A 16,204-nucleotide genomic window follows, 5' to 3' on the forward strand; every position below is an offset into this window, starting at 1 on the left:
TCGCCGGTCGCAGCACGCGCCAGCAGCATCCGCGCCTGCGCCGCAAGCGCAGGGCCGCTATCGAGGCCGTCGAGCGGCGCGCGCTCGAGAACTCCGATCAACATCCGCGCAGCGCCGCTGTCGGCACCGCTCCGCAGCCACAGCGGCGCGCCGTGCCGGCTGGCGTAGAAGGTGTTGACCGCCTGCATCGCAGAGGGGGAAACCTGGATCGCCGCTCCGGGGAGTTCGGGACTCGCGGCGGCGTGAGCGGGTACAGAAAGGCCCAGCAGCGCCGCACAGGCGGCGCCGGCCAGCAACCGGATTTTCATTTTCAGAAACCTCTAAAAGCTCTTTTGCCGTATCAACGCCGCAGAGGGCGCGCGGGTTCAAAATAAGTATTGACTTTCCAACCTGTGCCGTACCGGGCCTGAACGGCTGTTCATCTGCGTGGCCGCGACTCGGATCGCGGCACGCCCCGCCTGCTCACGCGTCGGTCTGTTCGAGGCCGAATGCGGAGAGTTGACGATGACGAGGGGCGAGACGGACGCGGTGGCGGGATCGGCGGCACCGGCGGCGTCGGGCCGGGAACGGGTGCCGGCGGTGAATGATCTTCACCGGCTTGCTGTATTGACACTATAAGACACCTGTCGTACTTTCCCGCGGATTCTCGGGAGAACAGGGCATGTACAGCCAGCAGGAAATCGACGACGCGGTCGCCTCCGGCGTGATCAGCGCCGAAGCCGCCGATGCGCTCCGTGGCCACGTCCAGGGCCGGCGTTCGACGGTGATCGCGGACGAAGAGCAATTCCGCCTCATCACCGGCTTCAACGACATTTTCGTGTCGATCGCGGCGGCAATTCTGCTGTTCGCGGTCGGCTGGATCGGCCAGTGGGTCGGCCAGGCGACGGGCATGTACGTCTCCGAGCATGGCGACGTCGGCCCGAGCTTCCTCGCGCCGCTGGCGGTGGCCGGCACCGCCTGGGCGTTGGCGCTCTTCTTCACAGGGCGACGCCGTATGGCACTGCCATCGATCCTGCTGCTCCTCGCCTTCGTGGGTGGAGTGCTGGTGACCTCTGCCTTCCTGCTCGTGCAGATCATCGGCCCCGACCGCTTCAACGACAACGATCAGCTTCTCCCAGCGATCATCGGAGGCGTCAGCGCCGCAGTCGCGGCTGGCGCGGCCTGGCTTCACTGGCGCCGGTTCCACGTCCCGATCACGGTGGCGGCGGGCGCTGCGGCAATCGCCGGCCTGTTCCTCGCGGTCATCGTCGCCATCGTCCAGCCGGGCGACAGCAAGAGCGCCATGAACCTGATCCTCGGCTTCGTCCTGCTGCTCGGGATCGGCGTCTTCCTGTTCGCCATGTGGTGGGATGCGTCCGATCGCGTCCGCATCACCCGCCGGTCGGACGTCGCCTTCTGGCTGCACCTGCTCGCGGCGCCGATGATCGCGCACCCGATCTTCACCCTGCTGGGGCTCAGCAGCGGCAGCGTCAGCACCGGCGAGGGCCTGCTCGTCGTCGGTCTTTACGTGCTCTTCGGCGTGACGGCGCTCGCGATCGACCGCCGCGCCCTGCTCGTCTCGGCGCTCGCCTATGTGCTTTATGCGCTGACCGAGCTGTTCAAGCAGTTCGGCGCGGTCGAGCTCAACGTCGCGCTCACCGCCCTCATCATCGGATCGGCGCTGCTGCTGCTTTCTGCCTATTGGCACCAGGCGCGGCGCGTGGTGGTTAACCGCCTTCCGTCAAACCTTCAGGAGCGGCTGCCGGCTCTGGACCGGCCGGCGCAGGTCACCCAACAAGCCGCATGAGGCGGCGCTCGAGCGGGGCCAACACGGGCGCGAGCTCGTGCCCCCGCTTGAGCACCGCGCCGTGCTCACCGATGAGCGCGAACGCCCCCTGCTTGTGACGAAGCGCGGGGCGCTTCTCGATCCGGATCTCGGGCCGTTCGCTGTGGCGCCGGAAAGCAGCGAAGACCGCCACGTCGGGGCAGATCCGGAGCGCATAATCGCGCCAGTGCCCGGCTGCCACCATCCGGCCATAGAGGTCGAGGATGCGCGACAGCTCGCTTCGCTCGAACGTGGCGATTGGGCGCCGGTCCCAGCGAGGCGGGAACGGCGCGATGACGCTCAACGGGCCGCGCTCCCCGTGTCTCTCGCGCTGCTCAAGCGCTCTTCACCTTCTGATGCGGCTGCCGGGCAGTCTTCAACGCCCTAAGTTCCGTGCGAAGCTCCTCGAGCTCGTGCTCGAGCTCGCCGATCCGCACCCGGACGGGATCGCAATCCTCGCCGCACGGCGTTCCATACGGCATGAAGCCGGGGCTGTAGTGGATGGCCTCGACCGGCACCGGCTTTGCCGGAATGCCAACGACCGTCGATGCGGGCGGAACGTCCTTGGTCACGACCGAATTGGCGCCGATCTTGGCGCCCTCGCCGACTTCGATCGGCCCCAGCACCTGAGCGCCCGAACCGATCACCACGCGCGAACCGATGGTCGGGTGGCGCTTGCCTCCCTCTCCCGTCGTCGGGTTGGTCCCGCCCAGCGTGACATGCTGGTAGATCGTCACGTCGTCGCCGATCACCGCGCTCTCGCCGATCACGCTGAAACCATGGTCGAGGAAGAAGCGCTCACCGATCCTGGCGCCAGGATGGATGTCGATACCGGTCAGGAAGCGCGCGAAATGATTGATCAGCCGCGCGAGGAAATAAAGCCGTCCCTCCCACAGCCAATGAGCGAAGCGGTGGAACGCGAGCGCCCACACGCCCGGGTAGAACAGGACGTCCCAGCGCGAACGCGCCGCCGGATCGCGCGCCTTGACGGAATCGAGATAGGCAATCAGCCCGGACTGCAAGCGCGACATTCCCTTTGCCGTTACGCATATAATCTAAGCGCAGCATGCATCACCGGCAATGGGTCTGGACAGGCACCACCGTCCGCCGCAGACAAAAGGCGAGTTGACAGCTAGAGTTTATCGGGCACTTGCCAAGGTCCGTTGCTTCGGCAAAGCAGCGCCCGCTCCGACCCGGGGCAAAAGGCAGCAAATTCATGCCGATTGATCGTGTGAGCTAGGGGGCAGCGATCCTTTCCGCGTACAATCCGCTCTATTCGGTCGCAGGCTTGTTTGTCGGCGCGCTCATCGGTTTGACGGGCGTCGGAGGCGGCTCGCTGATGACGCCGCTGCTCGTGCTGCTGTTCGGCTTCCACCCGGCGACCGCGGTCGGCACCGACCTCCTCTATGCCTCGGTCACCAAAAGCGTCGGGACGGCCGTCCATGGCTCGCAGCACACCGTCGACTGGAGGATCGTCAGGGCACTCGCCTGCGGCAGCATGCCTGCGGCGATCATCACCCTCTTCGTCATGAGCCGCGTCGGAGCGCTCGAACAGGGCGCATCGGGCGTCCTCAACCTGCTCCTCGGCGGTGCCCTCCTTCTCACCGGAATTTCCATCTTTTTCCGGCCAGTGATCTTGCGCTGGGCGGACCAGCGATTCGACACGGGCGACCAGACGAACGTTTCCCGCTGGACTATCGTCCTCGGGGTCGCGCTCGGGATCCTGGTTTCGGTGACGTCGGTCGGCGCTGGCGCGCTCGGCACGACCGCCCTGCTGATGCTCTACCCGCGGCTGTCGGTCGCCAGGATCGCCGGCAGCGACATCGCGCACGCGGTCCCCTTGACCTTGATCGCAGGGCTTGGCCACTGGTTCATCGGCGCCGTCGACTTCCCCCTGATGATGTCGCTGCTCGTCGGCTCGATTCCGGGCGTGATCATCGGCAGCATGCTCGCCAGCCGGACATCCGATAAAGTGCTGCGGCCGGTGCTTGCGATCACCCTCTTGATCGTCTCGGTGCGGCTGCTGACCGCCTAAAGCGTCGCGTGAACGGTCGCGAGCGCCTTCATCACCGCCGCGACGCGCACCGCCGACTGGATCACGTCGGACTTCACGCCATGCTCGAGCAGAATGCGCTCGTGGCTGTCGATGCACATCCCGCACCCGTTCATGGCCGAGACCGCAAGGCTCATCAGCTCGAACTCGTCTTTGCCGATCCCGTGCGATCCGATGAAATTCATCCTGAGGCGCGCCGGCATCTTCCCATACTCGGGATTGGCGACCAGGTGGACGAAGCGATAATAGACGTTGTTCATCGCCATCACCGCGGCCGCGCCGCGAGCCGCATCCGCAAGCTCGCCCGGAATCTTGCCGTCGGCTTCCGCTTCCGCCGCCGCGACCAGCGGCTTGTATCCCGACCCGTGAGCGCAGGCGAGCAGCAGCGCGAGCTTTCGCTCCTGCGGCATCAGCTGGTCGGACAGGATGGAGCCGAGGTTCAGCCGGATATCCTTGGCGTAATCGGGCAGCGTGTCGGCGAATTGCTTGAGGGACATGGGGGACTCCTGTTGGACAGAAAAAGGGGCGGGCCTGGGGTAGCCCGCCCCTAGGTCGCGGCCGGCTAGGGGGAGCGCCGGCCGGAAGCTCCTCCCGCGCGCGGGAGGAGAAGTCTTAAGCGGCGGGCCTCAGGACCTCTTCGCCCGGCGTCCAGTTGCACGGGCAAAGCTCGTCGGTCTGCAGCGCGTCGAGCACGCGGAGCGCCTCGGCCGGGTTGCGGCCGACGTTGAGCCCGTTCACGGTGACGTGCTGGATCACGTTGTCGGGATCGACGATGAACGTCGCGCGAAGCGCAACGCCCTCTTCCTGGTCGAGGATGCCGAGCGCCTCGGCGAGCTCCTTCTTGTTGTCGGCGATCCACGGGAAGTCGGCGCCCGCCAGCTGCTCGTCGGAGCGCCGCCACGCGAAGTGGACGTGTGCCGTGTCGGTCGAGGCGCCGATCAGCTCGGCGTCGCGGTCGGCGAAATCCGCCTTGAGCTCGCCGTAGCCGACGATCTCGGTCGGGCAGACGAACGTGAAATCCTTGGGCCAGTAGAACAGCACCTTCCACTTGCCATCGGTCTGGCCAAGATCGATCGTCTCGCCGGCGGGCAGCGCGGACGTGCCCTGCTGGACCGGAAGCGTGAGAGCGGGAAGCTTGTCCCCAACGGTAAGCATTCGGTATTCCTCCTTATGTGCAATGCAGCGAATTTCGTGTCGCAGTGCAGCATGTAGGTTGGTGGTATAAATCGTTCAAGTTCATTATACCGGTCTAGGTAATTGGAAAAATCGATTATTGACTGTCCACCTCCCTTCGCTGAAACAGCTTCAATATCTGGTCGCGCTCCGCCGCTACGGCCATTTCGGGAAAGCCGCCGAGGCTTGTTTCGTGACGCAGTCGACGCTCTCCGCCGGTCTTCGCGAGCTGGAGACGCTACTTGGCGTCACGCTGGTCGAACGGACGCGCCGGCTGGTGCGCTTCACGGCGCTCGGCGAAAAGATCGCCGACAAGGCAATCCGCGTCCTGCGCGAGGCTGAAGAGCTTGGCGAAATGGCCCGCGCCGAGGGCCAGCCACTGCATGGCGAGCTGAGGATGGGTGTGATCCCGACCATCGCGCCGTTCCTCCTGCCCGCGATGCTCCCGAAGCTGCGGAGCGAGTGGCCTGACCTCAAGCTCTATCTGCGCGAGGAAACCAGCACCGCCGCCTGCGAGGCGCTCCACCGCGGACAACTCGATTGCGTGCTGCTCGCCCTCCCCTTCGCCTGCGGCGAAGTCGATTCAGCGGCGCTGTTCGACGATCTGCTCTACGTCGCCTTCCCGCCCGGCGAAGCGCCGCGCGGCAGCTCGGTCGTCGCAGCCGCGATCGATGAGAACCGCCTGCTCCTGCTCGAGGATGGGCACTGCCTGAAGGACCACGCACTGTCCGCCTGCAACCGACCCGAGATTCGCGCCCACGCGTCGATGATGGGCACTTCGCTGCACACGCTGGTGCAGATGGTCGACAATGGCCTCGGCATCACCTTCGTGCCGGCAATGGCGATCGAAACCGGCATCCTGCACGGGACGAAAGTGGAAGCGAGGCGGCTCGAGTCCGACCGCGGCTTCCGCCGCGTGGCGCTGATCTGGCGCCGCTCGAGCCCGCGCGAGAACGAGTTTCAGCTGCTCGCGGCGACGCTGCGCAGGATCGCGCGCGATCTCATCCCCGACCTGGAGCCGGTCGCGTCGAACGCTCAACGGCGACCGTCGCTGGAGGAGACGTTCGACTAAACCTCCCCAAGGGGCCGTTTACACTTGCTAGTCGGCCATCGCCGGCTCGCGCGACCTCGCCGCGTCGGCGGCTGCTGGCCTTCGCAGGTCAAACCGGTCGGCGTTCATCACCTTCGTCCACGCGTTGACGAAATCGCGGACGAATTTCTCGCCGGCGTCGGCTGAGGCATAGACCTCGCAAATCGCCCGCAGCTGCGCGTTGGACCCGAACACGAGATCGGTGCGCGTCGCCGTCCACTTCTGCTGATCGGTTGCCCGATCGCTGCCGACGAACGTCTCGTCGCTGTCGTCGTCGACCTGCTTCCACGCCGTGCGCATGTCGAGCAGGTTGACGAAGAAGTCGTTGGTCAGCTGACCGACCCGCCCGGTGAACACGCCGTGCCTGGAGCCGCCCTGGTTGGCGCCGAGCACGCGCAGCCCGCCGACAAGCACCGTCATCTCCGGTGAGCTGAGCCCGAGCAGCTGAGAGCGATCGACCAGCAGCTCCTCGGTCGGGACGTTGTACCGGACGCTGAGATAGTTGCGGAAACCGTCGGCCTTCGGCTCGAGCACCTCGAAGCTGTCGAAATCGGTCTGCTCCTCGGTGGCATCGCCGCGCCCGCCGGTGAACGGCACCGTCACGTCGTGGCCGGCGTCCCTCGCCGCTTTCTCCACCGCCGCGGAGCCGCCAAGCACGATCGCGTCGGCGAGCGACACGTTGCCGCGCAGCCGATCGAGCGTCGAGAGGACCTTCGACAGTTCCTCCGGATCGTTCACTTCCCAGTTGCGGATCGGATCGAAGCGGATCCGCGCGCCATTGGCGCCGCCGCGATGGTCGGACCGGCGGTATGTCGATGCTGATGCCCAGGCGGCCTTGACCAGTTCCGAAACGCTGAGCCCGCTGCCGAGAATCTTCTGCTTGAGCTCGGCGACTTCGCCGTCGCTCGGCATCGTGCCAGCGGGAATCGGGTCCTGCCAGATCAGGTCCTCTTCGGGCACTTCTGGGCCGAGGTAGCGGGACTTGGGGCCCATGTCGCGGTGGGTCAGCTTGAACCAGGCGCGGGCGAAGGCATCGGCGAAAGCGTCGGGGTCGGCCCGGAACCGCTCGGCGATCTTGCGATATTCCGGGTCCATCTTGAACGCCATGTCGGCGGTGGTCATCATCGTCGGGACCTTCTTGCCCGGCGTATGTGCGGCCGGCGCCATGTCCTCGGGCCTCTGATTGACCGGCTGCCACTGCTTCGCGCCCGCGGGGCTCGCGATCAGCTCGTAGTCATAGTCCAGCAGCATGTGGAAATAGTTCATGCTCCACTGGATCGGCGTCGGCGTCCACGAGCCTTCGAGGCCGCTGGTGATCGTGTCGTCACCCATGCCGCTTTCGTGCCCGCTCTGCCAGCCGAGGCCCTGCTGCGCGATGTCCGCGCCCTCGGGCTCCGCGCCCACTTTCGAGGCATCGCCGGCGCCGTGGCACTTGCCGAACGTATGCCCGCCTGCCGTAAGCGCGAGCGTCTCCTCGTCGTTCATCGCCATGCGCTCGAACGTCATGCGGATCTCGCGCGCCGAGGCGAGCGGGTCGGGGTTGCCGCCCGGCCCTTCGGGATTCACGTAGATCAGGCCCATCTGCACCGCCGCGAGAGGGTTCTCCATGGCGGTGGCGGCATCGTCCCCCATGCGCGGCTTGGCGCCCCGACCGACCCAATTCTCCTCAGTGCCCCAATAAGTGTCGTGCTCGGGCTGGAACGCATCCTTGCGGCCGCCCGCAAAGCCGAAGGTGGGCCCGCCCATCGACTCGATCGCGACATTGCCCGCGAGCACCAGCAGGTCTGCCCAGCTGAGATTGCGGCCGTACTTCTGCTTGACCGGCCAAAGGAGCCGCCGCGCCTTGTCGAGATTGGCGTTGTCGGGCCACGAATTGAGCGGAGCGAAGCGCTGCTGGCCCGAGCTCGCGCCGCCGCGGCCATCGCCGGTGCGGTAAGTGCCCGCGGCATGCCAAGCCATGCGAATGAGGAACGGGCCGTAATGTCCGTAATCGGCCGGCCACCACGGCTGGCTGTCGGTCATCAGCGCCGTCAGGTCTCTTTTCACCGCATCGTAGTCGAGCTTCAGGAAAGCCTCGGCATAATCGAAGTCGTCGCCGTTGGGGTCGCCCGTCGCACCGTGCTGGGGAAGAATGTCGAGCGACAACTGGTTCGGCCACCAGTCGCGGTTGGTGCGTCCGAGCAGGGTTCGAAGCGCAGCGCCCTGTTCCATCGGGGAGCCGTGCAGCGGGTCACCGGTTTTCGCGTCCATGGTCCGTCCCTCCAGTGTCGATCCGTCGACGCGGCGCCTAGCCGCCGCCAGTAATCGACGGAAACGAGATTCCTTGGTCAGTCAGAACAGCAGAATCGATTATTCCATGTGTCGCAAGCCGACCCGCAGATAGTCGTAGCCGGTGATGAAAGTAAGCGCCGCAGCGGCCCACAGACAAAGAATCCCGACGAGATGCACCCACGGCTGGTTCGGCAGGGCGCCGCCGAGGATGAGCGCGCCGAGTGCGACGAGCTGCAGCGTCGTCTTCCATTTTGCCAGGGCGCTGACCGGCACCGACACCTGCAGCCCTGCCAGATACTCGCGCAGCCCGGAAACGATGATCTCCCGGAGCAGGATGACGAGCGCGGGAATGAGGTGCAGGCCGGCGATCTCGGGAACCGGGTTTTCCTTCCGGCTCGAGATCAGCATGACGAGCACGGCGGCGACCATGATCTTGTCGGCGATCGGGTCGAGGAACTGCCCGAGGCGCGAAATGCTGCCCCATGCGCGCGCCAGGTAGCCATCGAAATAATCGGTGATCCCGACGATGCAGTAGAGCACGAAGGTGATCGCATAATCCCAAGGTGCCGGCCGCCACAGCAGGAACACGAGGATCGGCACTGCGAGGATCCGCGAGAGCGTCAGCAGGTTGGGCAGCGACAGCATCGTTCCGGGTCCTGCGTTATAGCGTTTGGCGGCTCCGGCAAAGCTGGCTATGCCTCGCCCACGTCCATGAAACCCTGCGCGCCCAGGCTTTGATCCAGAACGTTGCCCACCTGCTGCGCGCGCGGCGCTTCCTCCCGCTGTTCGCGACCCAGTTCCTCGGCGCCTTCAACGACAGCCTGTTCAAACAGGCCGTCGTACTGTTCGTCACCTACCAACTCTATTCCAACGCCGCGAAAGAGTTCCAATTCAGCGCCATCGCGCAGGGGCTATTCATCCTTCCCTTCTTCCTCCTCTCGGCGTTGTCGGGCCAGCTCGCCGACGATCACGACAAGGCGCGGCTGATCCGCATCATCAAGTTCGCCGAAATTCTGATCATGATTATGGGCGGTGCGGGGCTGTTGCTCGAAAGCATCCCGCTGATGCTCGCCGCGGTGTTCGCTATGGGCGTGCACTCGACCTTCTTCGGCCCAATCAAATATGCGATCCTCCCGCAGCACCTGGGCAAGGACGAGGTGCTGGGCGGCACAGGGCTGGTCGAAGCCGGCACCTACATCGCCATCCTTCTCGGAACGATCCTCGCCGGAGTACTTGCATCCCAGCCGCAATTCGCCGCCGCGGCCGTCGTGCTGTTCGCCCTGTTCGGGTTCCTCGCCGGACGGCAAGTGCCGCCCGCTCCGCCGGCGGCGGAACGGCTGCCGATCACGTGGCATATCGTGCACGCGTCGATCGAGCTGGTCGGCGGGACGATGCGCATCCGCCGGCTGTTCCTGGCGATACTCGCGATCAGCTTCTTCTGGACCATCGGCGCGGTGCTGATCATCATCTTCCCCCCGCTGGTGAAGAACGTGCTCGGCGCCGACGAGCAGGTGGCGAGCATGTTCATCGCCATCTTCTCGGTCGGAATCGCGATCGGCTCGGTCGCAATCAACCGCATGCTCAAAAGTCAGGTGTCAGCGCGCTATGCACCCCCTTCGGTGATTGCGATGGGCGTGTTCGTCCTGCTCCTCCACTTCGTTTCGCTCACATGGGGCGAGCACGGCGAGGAGCTGACGACGCTCGGCAACTTCCTGTTCAACCCGATGGCGTGGCCGATGATCCTCTGCCTGCTCGGCGTTGCGATCACCGGAGGCATGTTCGTGGTGCCGCTTTATGCCTTCCTCACCACGACCGTGCCGAAGACGGAGACCGCGCGCACGGTTGCGGCAAACAACATCGTGAACTCGGGCGCGATGGTGATTGGGGCGCTTCTCGCCTTCGCTTTGTCGAGCCTCGGCATCGGCCCGGTCGGGCAGCTGCTGCTGGTCGCCGCAATGTGCATCGTCTCCGCCTGGCTCGGATGGAAGCTTCACCTCGCCTGCGACGAAGGCCGTTGCCGGACCGACTAGCCGATCAGGATCGAGACGAACAGAAAGCCGGCGAGGAAAGTAGTCGCAAACAGCTTCAGGTCGCCGCTGACGCCTCTCACCCCCGCAGTCGCGCCGCCCAAGTCCCGCAAGGAGCCTCTGCCGAAGCGCCTAGGATCCGGCGCGAATGCGGGTCGGTTGAGCTGCATGGCAAATCCTTAACGCGATTTTTACCATGTTCAAACGTGCCGCTTCGCGCGCGGCTCCGCTCGTCCCGCGATGGGACGAGTAGTCAGCGATTTACCTGGGATCAGCCGTGGACGGCGGCGGCCGGCGGACGCTCGTCGCGGCGCCGGTGGCGCGCGGCGAGGAGTTCGCGCGTCTGCTCGGCGGGAATGGGCTTGCCGAAATACCAGCCCTGCCCAATTGCGCAGCCGAGACGGACAACGGCTTTGAACGTGTCCTCGTTTTCGATGCCCTCGACGCAGACCGGCACCGACAATGCAGCGGCAAGCGTCGTCACCGCGCGGACGATCGCCGCGCTTTCGCGCTTCTCGCTGACGTTTGTCACAAAGCTGCGGTCGATCTTGATGATGTCGAACGGCAGCGAGCGGATGTGCGCGAGCGACGAAAAGCCCGTTCCGAAATCGTCGAGCGCGAGGCGCACACCCTGGTTCTTGAGGCTGGTCACGATGGATCGGGCCAGGTCCATGTCCGCGAACAGCGAGCTCTCGGTGATCTCGACGACCAGCCGCTCTGCAGGGAAGCCCGTTTCCGACAGGATCCGCACGATGCGCTCGGCAAGCCAGCCGTCGGTCAACTGCGACGGCGAGATGTTGACCGAAATCTTGAGGGCCGGATCCCACTGCGCGGCTTCGCGCAGCGCCTCCGAAATCACCTGCTCCGAAAGGCGTCCGATGAGGCCGATCTCCTCGGCGACGGGAATGAAGACGTCGGGGCCGATGACACCCGAGAGCGGATGCTTCCACCGCGCGAGCACCTCGAAGCCGACGATCTCGCCGCTGGCGAGGTCTACCTGCGGTTCGAAATAGGAGACGAACTGCTCGTGATCGAGGCCGTACCGGATGCCCTGCTCGATCTCGCCGTGCGCGATCAGCGCGCGCTCCATCCCGGCATCGAACCAGACAGGGCGCGCAACGCGGCCGCTGCGGGCGCGGTCCATCGCGATGTCCGCCCGCCGCAGCACGTCGGGAATGCGCGCATCGGCGGCCGGAGCGGAGGCGATCCCGGCAAAAGCTCCGACCTGGATGATGCGGTCGTTGAGGAGAACCGGTCGCGAAACCAACCTGAGCACCTGATCGGCGAGTTCCTCGGCGCCCTGAGTCCCCGCTTCACCCAGTGCGAGCGCCACCGCAAATTCGTCGCCGCTGAGCCGCGCGATCACCGCGCCGTCGCCGAGCTCGTCCCGCAGCGCGTCGGCGATCGACCTGAGGAGCCATTCGCCGGCTTCGTAGCCATGCTGGTCATTCACCGCTTTGAAGCGATGGACCTGGAAGCTGATGACGACGAGATTGTCGCTGCGCCCCCCAGCTTCCTGGCAGAGCTGCGCCGCCCGATCGGCGAACCCCTTGCGGTTGTACAGCCCCGTCGCCGGGTCGGTCGTCGCAAGCAGCGCCGCGCGCTTCTCCTGCTCGGCCCGGACCTCGGCTTCGTGCTGAAGGTCGATGTAGCGGCGCCAGCCGAACAGAATCAGCGCGACGTTGAGCGTCAGCGCGGTGCTCGCGACGCGTACGTCTGAGGCGAAAGCGCTGCCCTCGATCCGCAGGTGATTGAAGAAGGCGCTCCCGTTCCAGATGAGCAGGAGGACCGCCGTGATGAGGACGGCTAGCACCATCGCATCGCGGCGTGCGCTGAGCAGCCCCGAACTGCCGGGCTTCGGTCCGCTACTGGACATGCTGCGCTGCTAACGCAGGAACGCTTAATAAATTGCTGTCCCAGGTGGCGGAACTGCGTTCGGGCGCAGCGATGTCGCTGACCGCAGATCGCCGTCCTCGGATGTCGCCCGGATATCCTGCGGGCGGCGATGGTGCGGACGGCGGGATTTGAACCCGCACTCCCTTCACGGGAAGAGGATTTTAAGTCCCCAGCGTCTACCGTTCCGCCACGTCCGCTCGTTCGGCCCGGCGACGGTAGAAAGCTGCCGGACTATTCCGCGGTCACTTCCTTGAGGTTTAAGCGCTCGCGCATTTCCTTGCCCGGCTTGAAATAGGGCACGCGCTTGGCATCCACCGAAACAGCCTCGCCGGTACGCGGATTGCGGCCCACGCGCCCGTCGCGCTGGCGCGTCGAGAAGGCGCCGAAACCGCGAAGCTCGACGCGGCCACCACCGGCGAGCTGGTCGGTGATGGAGTCGAAGATGGCGCTGACCACGCCTTCGACCTCGCGCTGGGTCAGGTCGGGAAAATCGGTGCAAAGCTTCTGCACCAGCTCGGATCGGATCATCGGCACCCCGCAACGGAGAATCGGTCCCGCCCCCGGTGGGGACCGTTTGACCTAAGGCTGTCAGGAAAGTTTGTCTCGCGCAAGAAGGATTTACCGCAATTGCGCGGGCGTCCCGCACCGGAACGCCCGCGCCTTGCCGGCTACTTCTTGGACTTCTTCGTCTTCGATTCCTGGGCCTCCTTGAGCGCCTGTCCGAGGATGTCGCCGAGGCTCGCTCCGGAATCAGAGCTGCCGTACTGCGCGACCGCCTGCTTTTCCTCGGCAATCTGCATCGCCTTGATCGAGAAGTTCGGCTTCTTCGAGCGGTCGAAGCCGACGACCATCGCATCGAACTTCTGTCCAACCTGGAAGCGCTCGGCGCGCTGCTCGTCGCGGTCGCGGCCGAGATCGCCGCGCTTGGCGAAGCCGATCGCCCCGTCGTCGCCCACCTGAACATCGAGCCCGGCGTCCTGAATGGCGCGGACGGTCACCGTGACGACGTCGCCCTTCTTGACCCCGCCGGCCCCAGCGGTCCGGGTCCCCGCACCAGCAGCAGCAGCAGCAGCACCTGCGCCGGCACCTGCGCCGCCGCCCTCGAGCTGCTTCATGCCAAGCGAAATCCGCTCCTTCTCGACGTCAACGTCGAGTACCTGCGCCTTGACCGTCTCACCCTTGCGGTGGAGCGCCAGCGCTTCCTCGCCCGACACGCCCCAGGCAATGTCCGACATATGAACCATTCCGTCGACATCGCCGTCGAGGCCGATGAACAGCCCGAACTCGGTCGCGTTCTTGACTTCGCCCTCGACCACCGAGCCGACCGGATGTGCCTCGGCGAAAGCCTCCCACGGATTGGCCTGCGCCTGCTTCAGGCCGAGCGAAATCCGGCGCTTCTCCTCATCGACCTCGAGCACCTTCACGTCGACTTCCTGCGACGTGGAGACGATCTTTCCGGGATGCACGTTCTTCTTGGTCCAGCTCATCTCCGAGACGTGGACGAGACCCTCGATGCCAGGCTCGAGCTCGACGAACGCGCCATATTCAGTGATGTTGGTGACGCGGCCGCGGAACACGCCGCCGACCGGATATTTGGCCGTCGCGCCTTCCCACGGGTCGCTCTCGAGCTGCTTCATGCCGAGCGAGATGCGCTGCGTTTCGCGGTTGATGCGGATGATCTGCACCTTCACCGTGTCGCCGATGCCGAGCACCTCCGAAGGATGGTTGACGCGCTTGTAGGAGACGTCGGTGACGTGGAGCAGGCCGTCGATCCCGCCCAAATCGACGAACGCGCCGTAGTCGGTGATGTTCTTGACCACGCCCTCGATCACCTGGCCCTCGTGCAGCGACTGGATCAGCCCGCTGCGTTGCTCGGCGCGGGTCTCCTCGAGGATCGCGCGGCGCGACACGACGATATTGCCGCGGCGGCGGTCCATCTTCAGGATCTGGAAAGGCTGCGGAAGGTCCATCAGCGGTCCGACGTCGCGGACCGGGCGGATGTCGACCTGGCTTCCGGGCAGGAAGGCGACGGCGCCACCGAGATCGACGGTGAAGCCGCCCTTGACGCGCCCAAAGATGATGCCCTCGACGCGGTTTCCGGCCTCGAACTCTTTCTCGAGCTTGTCCCACGCGGCTTCGCGGCGCGCGCGGTCGCGCGACAGCATCGCTTCGCCGGCCGAATTCTCGACCCGGTCGACATAGACCTCGACCTCGTCGCCGATCTTCAAATCGGCGCGCTGACCCGGCGCTGCGAACTCGCGCAGCGGCACCCGGCCCTCGCTCTTCAGGCCGACGTCGATCACGGCCATGTCATTCTCGATGCCGGTGACGGTGCCCTTCACCACCTTGCCTTCGAAGGTTTCGTTCTCGCCGCCGAGGCTTTCGTTGAGGAGGGCCGCGAAATCGTCGCGGGTCGGGAATGTCGTGGTCGCCATAAAAAGAGTGTCTCTCGGTCTTCATCGGGCCTGCCGCGTGCCGCGCCACCGTGGCGGGGCTTCACATGCGGACCTGGTTTCATGCACTGCCGCCAGAACACCATGCGCTGACGGCGTCCATCGGCGCGGTTCCCAAGCGGACAGCCCGACGCGAAAAAGCGCGTGACGGCGCCGGTTCGTCCGGTCCGCCGTACGCGCTCGCCAAGGAGACGGGCTGTCCAGAGGGGGTAGCGCCCGCCGGACGGCCGCGCCCTTAGCTTAGAGGGGGTTGAGGAGCAAGCTTCGACGTTCAGGCGAAGCGACATGCAGGTGGCGGCCGGTAGCCGCCGCTAGCCGAGGACCTCGAGCGCGGCCGCGTAAGCGACGGCGCAGAATGGGGCCTTGAGGATTTCAGGCGGGCGCGGTTTCGCCGTCCTGGAGTGCGTGCGGACCTTCGAGTCCGTTTTGTTCGGTCGTGATTTCATCATTCGTTGCAGCGGCCGAAGCCGCCTTTCTTTCATGTTCCTCGCTCCGCAGCCGCTGGCTCAGGCGCGCCTTGTCGGCGAGCGCGGTCCACGCGGCTTCGGAGCGGCGGCAACGCTCGCGCACATGCTCGAGCGTTGCCGCTTCCGCCTCGTCTCGTGCCTGTTCGGCCCGGGCGAGGAAGAAGATGAGGTTGCTGCCTCGTTGGATCGGAACGGCCGGTGTTACTCGGCCGCGCCGGTCGCCGGGGCGCCCTGGGCGGTCTCTTCGGCCGGCTTGAGGTTCACCGCGCTCATCTTGCCGCGGCGGTCCTCCTCGAGCTCGTACGACAGGCGCTGGTCCTGGCGCAGGCTGCGCATGCCGGCGCGCTCGACGGCGGTCATGTGAACGAACGCGTCATTGCCGCCCTCGTCGGGCTGGATGAAGCCGTAGCCCTTGTTTTCGTTGAAAAATTTTACGGTGCCGATTGGCATGTCTTTAATCCTTCTGCACGGGCCGCGAGATTGCCGGCCCGTTCCTGCTAGGAGGCGACAAGAGAAGGAAAAAGGAGCCGCAAAGCGCCAGAAACCGTCATTTTGCGACTAGTAGCGGAACGGATATGTGAAGCGGAGGCAAGAAATGTAAGCGTGCAGGCAAAATAAATATTTGAATTTGGGAAATTGGGCCGCTGTGCTAAGGCAGTGCATCGCGTGGATTGTTTCGACAGTAGGCCCGCGCGGCTGAGAGACGACGTGCTCCCGCTTACTTGAATGGAGCTGCGCGTGGATCTCAATTATCTTTACAAGCGTCACCAGATTTCGCTGTTCATGGCCGACAACGCCGATAGCGAGCAGGCGCGCCGCACGCATCACGCGCTGGCGAAGGGCTATGCCGCCCGAATCGCCGGCGCCAAGTGCCCGCGGCCGACCGCGAGCATCGTCTGATGGAACGGCCAACGCGCGGCGAGGCCGCGGAGGATTTGCGGGAGCAGGCCGCATCGTGCCGCAGGCTCGC

At 65.5% G+C, this 16,204-nt stretch carries 17 protein-coding genes and 1 tRNA gene; 5 read left to right on the plus strand and 13 right to left on the minus strand.

The features are described from left to right. Window positions 1-308, minus strand: a 308-nt coding sequence (locus GH737_RS07125; protein WP_476749608.1) for a L,D-transpeptidase scaffold domain-containing protein, incomplete at its 3' end; no start/stop codon positions are given. A 353-nt stretch (window positions 309-661) separates the two neighbouring features. On the opposite strand from GH737_RS07125, the gene GH737_RS07130 reads away from it, so the two are divergent. After that, a complete protein-coding gene (locus tag GH737_RS07130; protein ID WP_155264155.1) occupies window positions 662-1,786 on the plus strand; it encodes a hypothetical protein in 1,125 nt (374 codons plus the stop codon). Here the strand turns inward: GH737_RS07130 and GH737_RS07135 are convergent. Both GH737_RS07135 and cysE read right to left on the minus strand, forming a co-directional pair. Further along, the gene (locus GH737_RS07135; RefSeq protein ID WP_155264156.1) at window positions 1,767-2,108 is read right to left on the minus strand and encodes a DUF2794 domain-containing protein; all 342 of its coding nucleotides are present in this window, start codon (window positions 2,106-2,108) and stop codon (window positions 1,767-1,769) included. The two genes, GH737_RS07130 and GH737_RS07135, sit on opposite strands and share 20 nt — an antisense overlap. 31 nt (window positions 2,109-2,139) lie before the next feature. After that, window positions 2,140-2,826, minus strand: a complete 687-nt coding sequence (gene cysE, locus GH737_RS07140) for a serine O-acetyltransferase (RefSeq protein WP_155264168.1) — start codon at window positions 2,824-2,826, stop codon at window positions 2,140-2,142. Window positions 2,827-3,143: 317 nt separating this feature from the next. On the opposite strand from cysE, the gene GH737_RS07145 reads away from it, so the two are divergent. Beyond that, window positions 3,144-3,839 carry a sulfite exporter TauE/SafE family protein gene (locus GH737_RS07145; RefSeq protein WP_230558677.1) on the plus strand — a complete coding sequence of 232 codons (696 nt, stop codon included), beginning with the start codon at window positions 3,144-3,146 and terminating at the stop codon, window positions 3,837-3,839. Here the strand turns inward: GH737_RS07145 and GH737_RS07150 are convergent. Beyond that, window positions 3,836-4,354 carry a carboxymuconolactone decarboxylase family protein gene (locus GH737_RS07150; protein WP_155264158.1) on the minus strand — a complete coding sequence of 173 codons (519 nt, stop codon included), beginning with the start codon at window positions 4,352-4,354 and terminating at the stop codon, window positions 3,836-3,838. The genes GH737_RS07145 and GH737_RS07150 overlap by 4 nt on opposite strands. Window positions 4,355-4,469: 115 nt before the next feature. Then, window positions 4,470-5,012, minus strand: a complete 543-nt coding sequence (locus GH737_RS07155) for a peroxiredoxin (RefSeq protein ID WP_155264159.1) — start codon at window positions 5,010-5,012, stop codon at window positions 4,470-4,472. Between the two features lie 118 nt (window positions 5,013-5,130). Between GH737_RS07155 and GH737_RS07160 the strand changes: the two genes are divergently transcribed. Further along, window positions 5,131-6,102: a hydrogen peroxide-inducible genes activator gene (locus GH737_RS07160; protein ID WP_155264160.1), complete on the plus strand. Its 972-nt coding sequence runs from the start codon at window positions 5,131-5,133 to the stop codon at window positions 6,100-6,102. A 27-nt stretch (window positions 6,103-6,129) separates the two neighbouring features. On the opposite strand, the gene katG is transcribed toward GH737_RS07160, so the two are convergent. Then, window positions 6,130-8,370 carry a catalase/peroxidase HPI gene (katG, locus tag GH737_RS07165; RefSeq protein WP_155264161.1) on the minus strand — a complete coding sequence of 747 codons (2,241 nt, stop codon included), beginning with the start codon at window positions 8,368-8,370 and terminating at the stop codon, window positions 6,130-6,132. Between the two features lie 99 nt (window positions 8,371-8,469). Beyond that, window positions 8,470-9,036 (minus strand): CDP-diacylglycerol--glycerol-3-phosphate 3-phosphatidyltransferase, encoded by a 567-nt coding sequence (gene pgsA, locus GH737_RS07170; protein ID WP_155264162.1) that lies wholly within the window; start codon window positions 9,034-9,036, stop codon window positions 8,470-8,472. Between the two features lie 92 nt (window positions 9,037-9,128). Between pgsA and GH737_RS07175 the strand changes: the two genes are divergently transcribed. Beyond that, window positions 9,129-10,421 (plus strand): MFS transporter, encoded by a 1,293-nt coding sequence (locus GH737_RS07175; RefSeq protein ID WP_420853425.1) that lies wholly within the window; start codon window positions 9,129-9,131, stop codon window positions 10,419-10,421. Here the strand turns inward: GH737_RS07175 and GH737_RS15220 are convergent. The 6 genes from GH737_RS15220 to GH737_RS07200 all read right to left on the minus strand — a co-directional run bounded on the left by GH737_RS15220 (window position 10,418) and on the right by GH737_RS07200 (window position 15,684). After that, complete coding sequence (locus GH737_RS15220; protein ID WP_196233032.1) at window positions 10,418-10,588, minus strand: hypothetical protein; 171 nt, start codon at window positions 10,586-10,588, stop codon at window positions 10,418-10,420. The genes GH737_RS07175 and GH737_RS15220 overlap by 4 nt on opposite strands. 101 nt (window positions 10,589-10,689) lie before the next feature. Further along, a complete protein-coding gene (locus GH737_RS07180) occupies window positions 10,690-12,294 on the minus strand; it encodes a putative bifunctional diguanylate cyclase/phosphodiesterase (protein ID WP_155264164.1) in 1,605 nt (534 codons plus the stop codon). 130 nt (window positions 12,295-12,424) lie between these two features. Continuing rightward, a tRNA-Leu gene (locus GH737_RS07185) sits at window positions 12,425-12,511 on the minus strand. 34 nt (window positions 12,512-12,545) lie between these two features. Next, on the minus strand, window positions 12,546-12,842 hold the full coding sequence (locus GH737_RS07190; RefSeq protein WP_155264165.1) for an integration host factor subunit beta: 297 nt from the start codon (window positions 12,840-12,842) through the stop codon (window positions 12,546-12,548). Window positions 12,843-12,982: 140 nt separating this feature from the next. Beyond that, entirely contained in the window at window positions 12,983-14,749 is a 1,767-nt protein-coding gene (gene rpsA / locus GH737_RS07195; RefSeq protein WP_155264166.1) for a 30S ribosomal protein S1, read from the minus strand. Window positions 14,750-15,435: 686 nt separating this feature from the next. Continuing rightward, window positions 15,436-15,684, minus strand: coding sequence for a cold-shock protein (locus GH737_RS07200; RefSeq protein ID WP_155264167.1), 249 nt, complete (start codon window positions 15,682-15,684; stop codon window positions 15,436-15,438). 288 nt (window positions 15,685-15,972) lie between these two features. On the opposite strand from GH737_RS07200, the gene GH737_RS15225 reads away from it, so the two are divergent. Next, window positions 15,973-16,134 (plus strand): hypothetical protein, encoded by a 162-nt coding sequence (locus GH737_RS15225; protein WP_196233033.1) that lies wholly within the window; start codon window positions 15,973-15,975, stop codon window positions 16,132-16,134. Window positions 16,135-16,204: the final 70 nt, after the last annotated feature.

It is taken from the genome of Sphingomonas segetis (assembly GCF_009720245.1).
Lineage (GTDB): Bacteria > Pseudomonadota > Alphaproteobacteria > Sphingomonadales > Sphingomonadaceae > Sphingomicrobium > Sphingomicrobium segetis.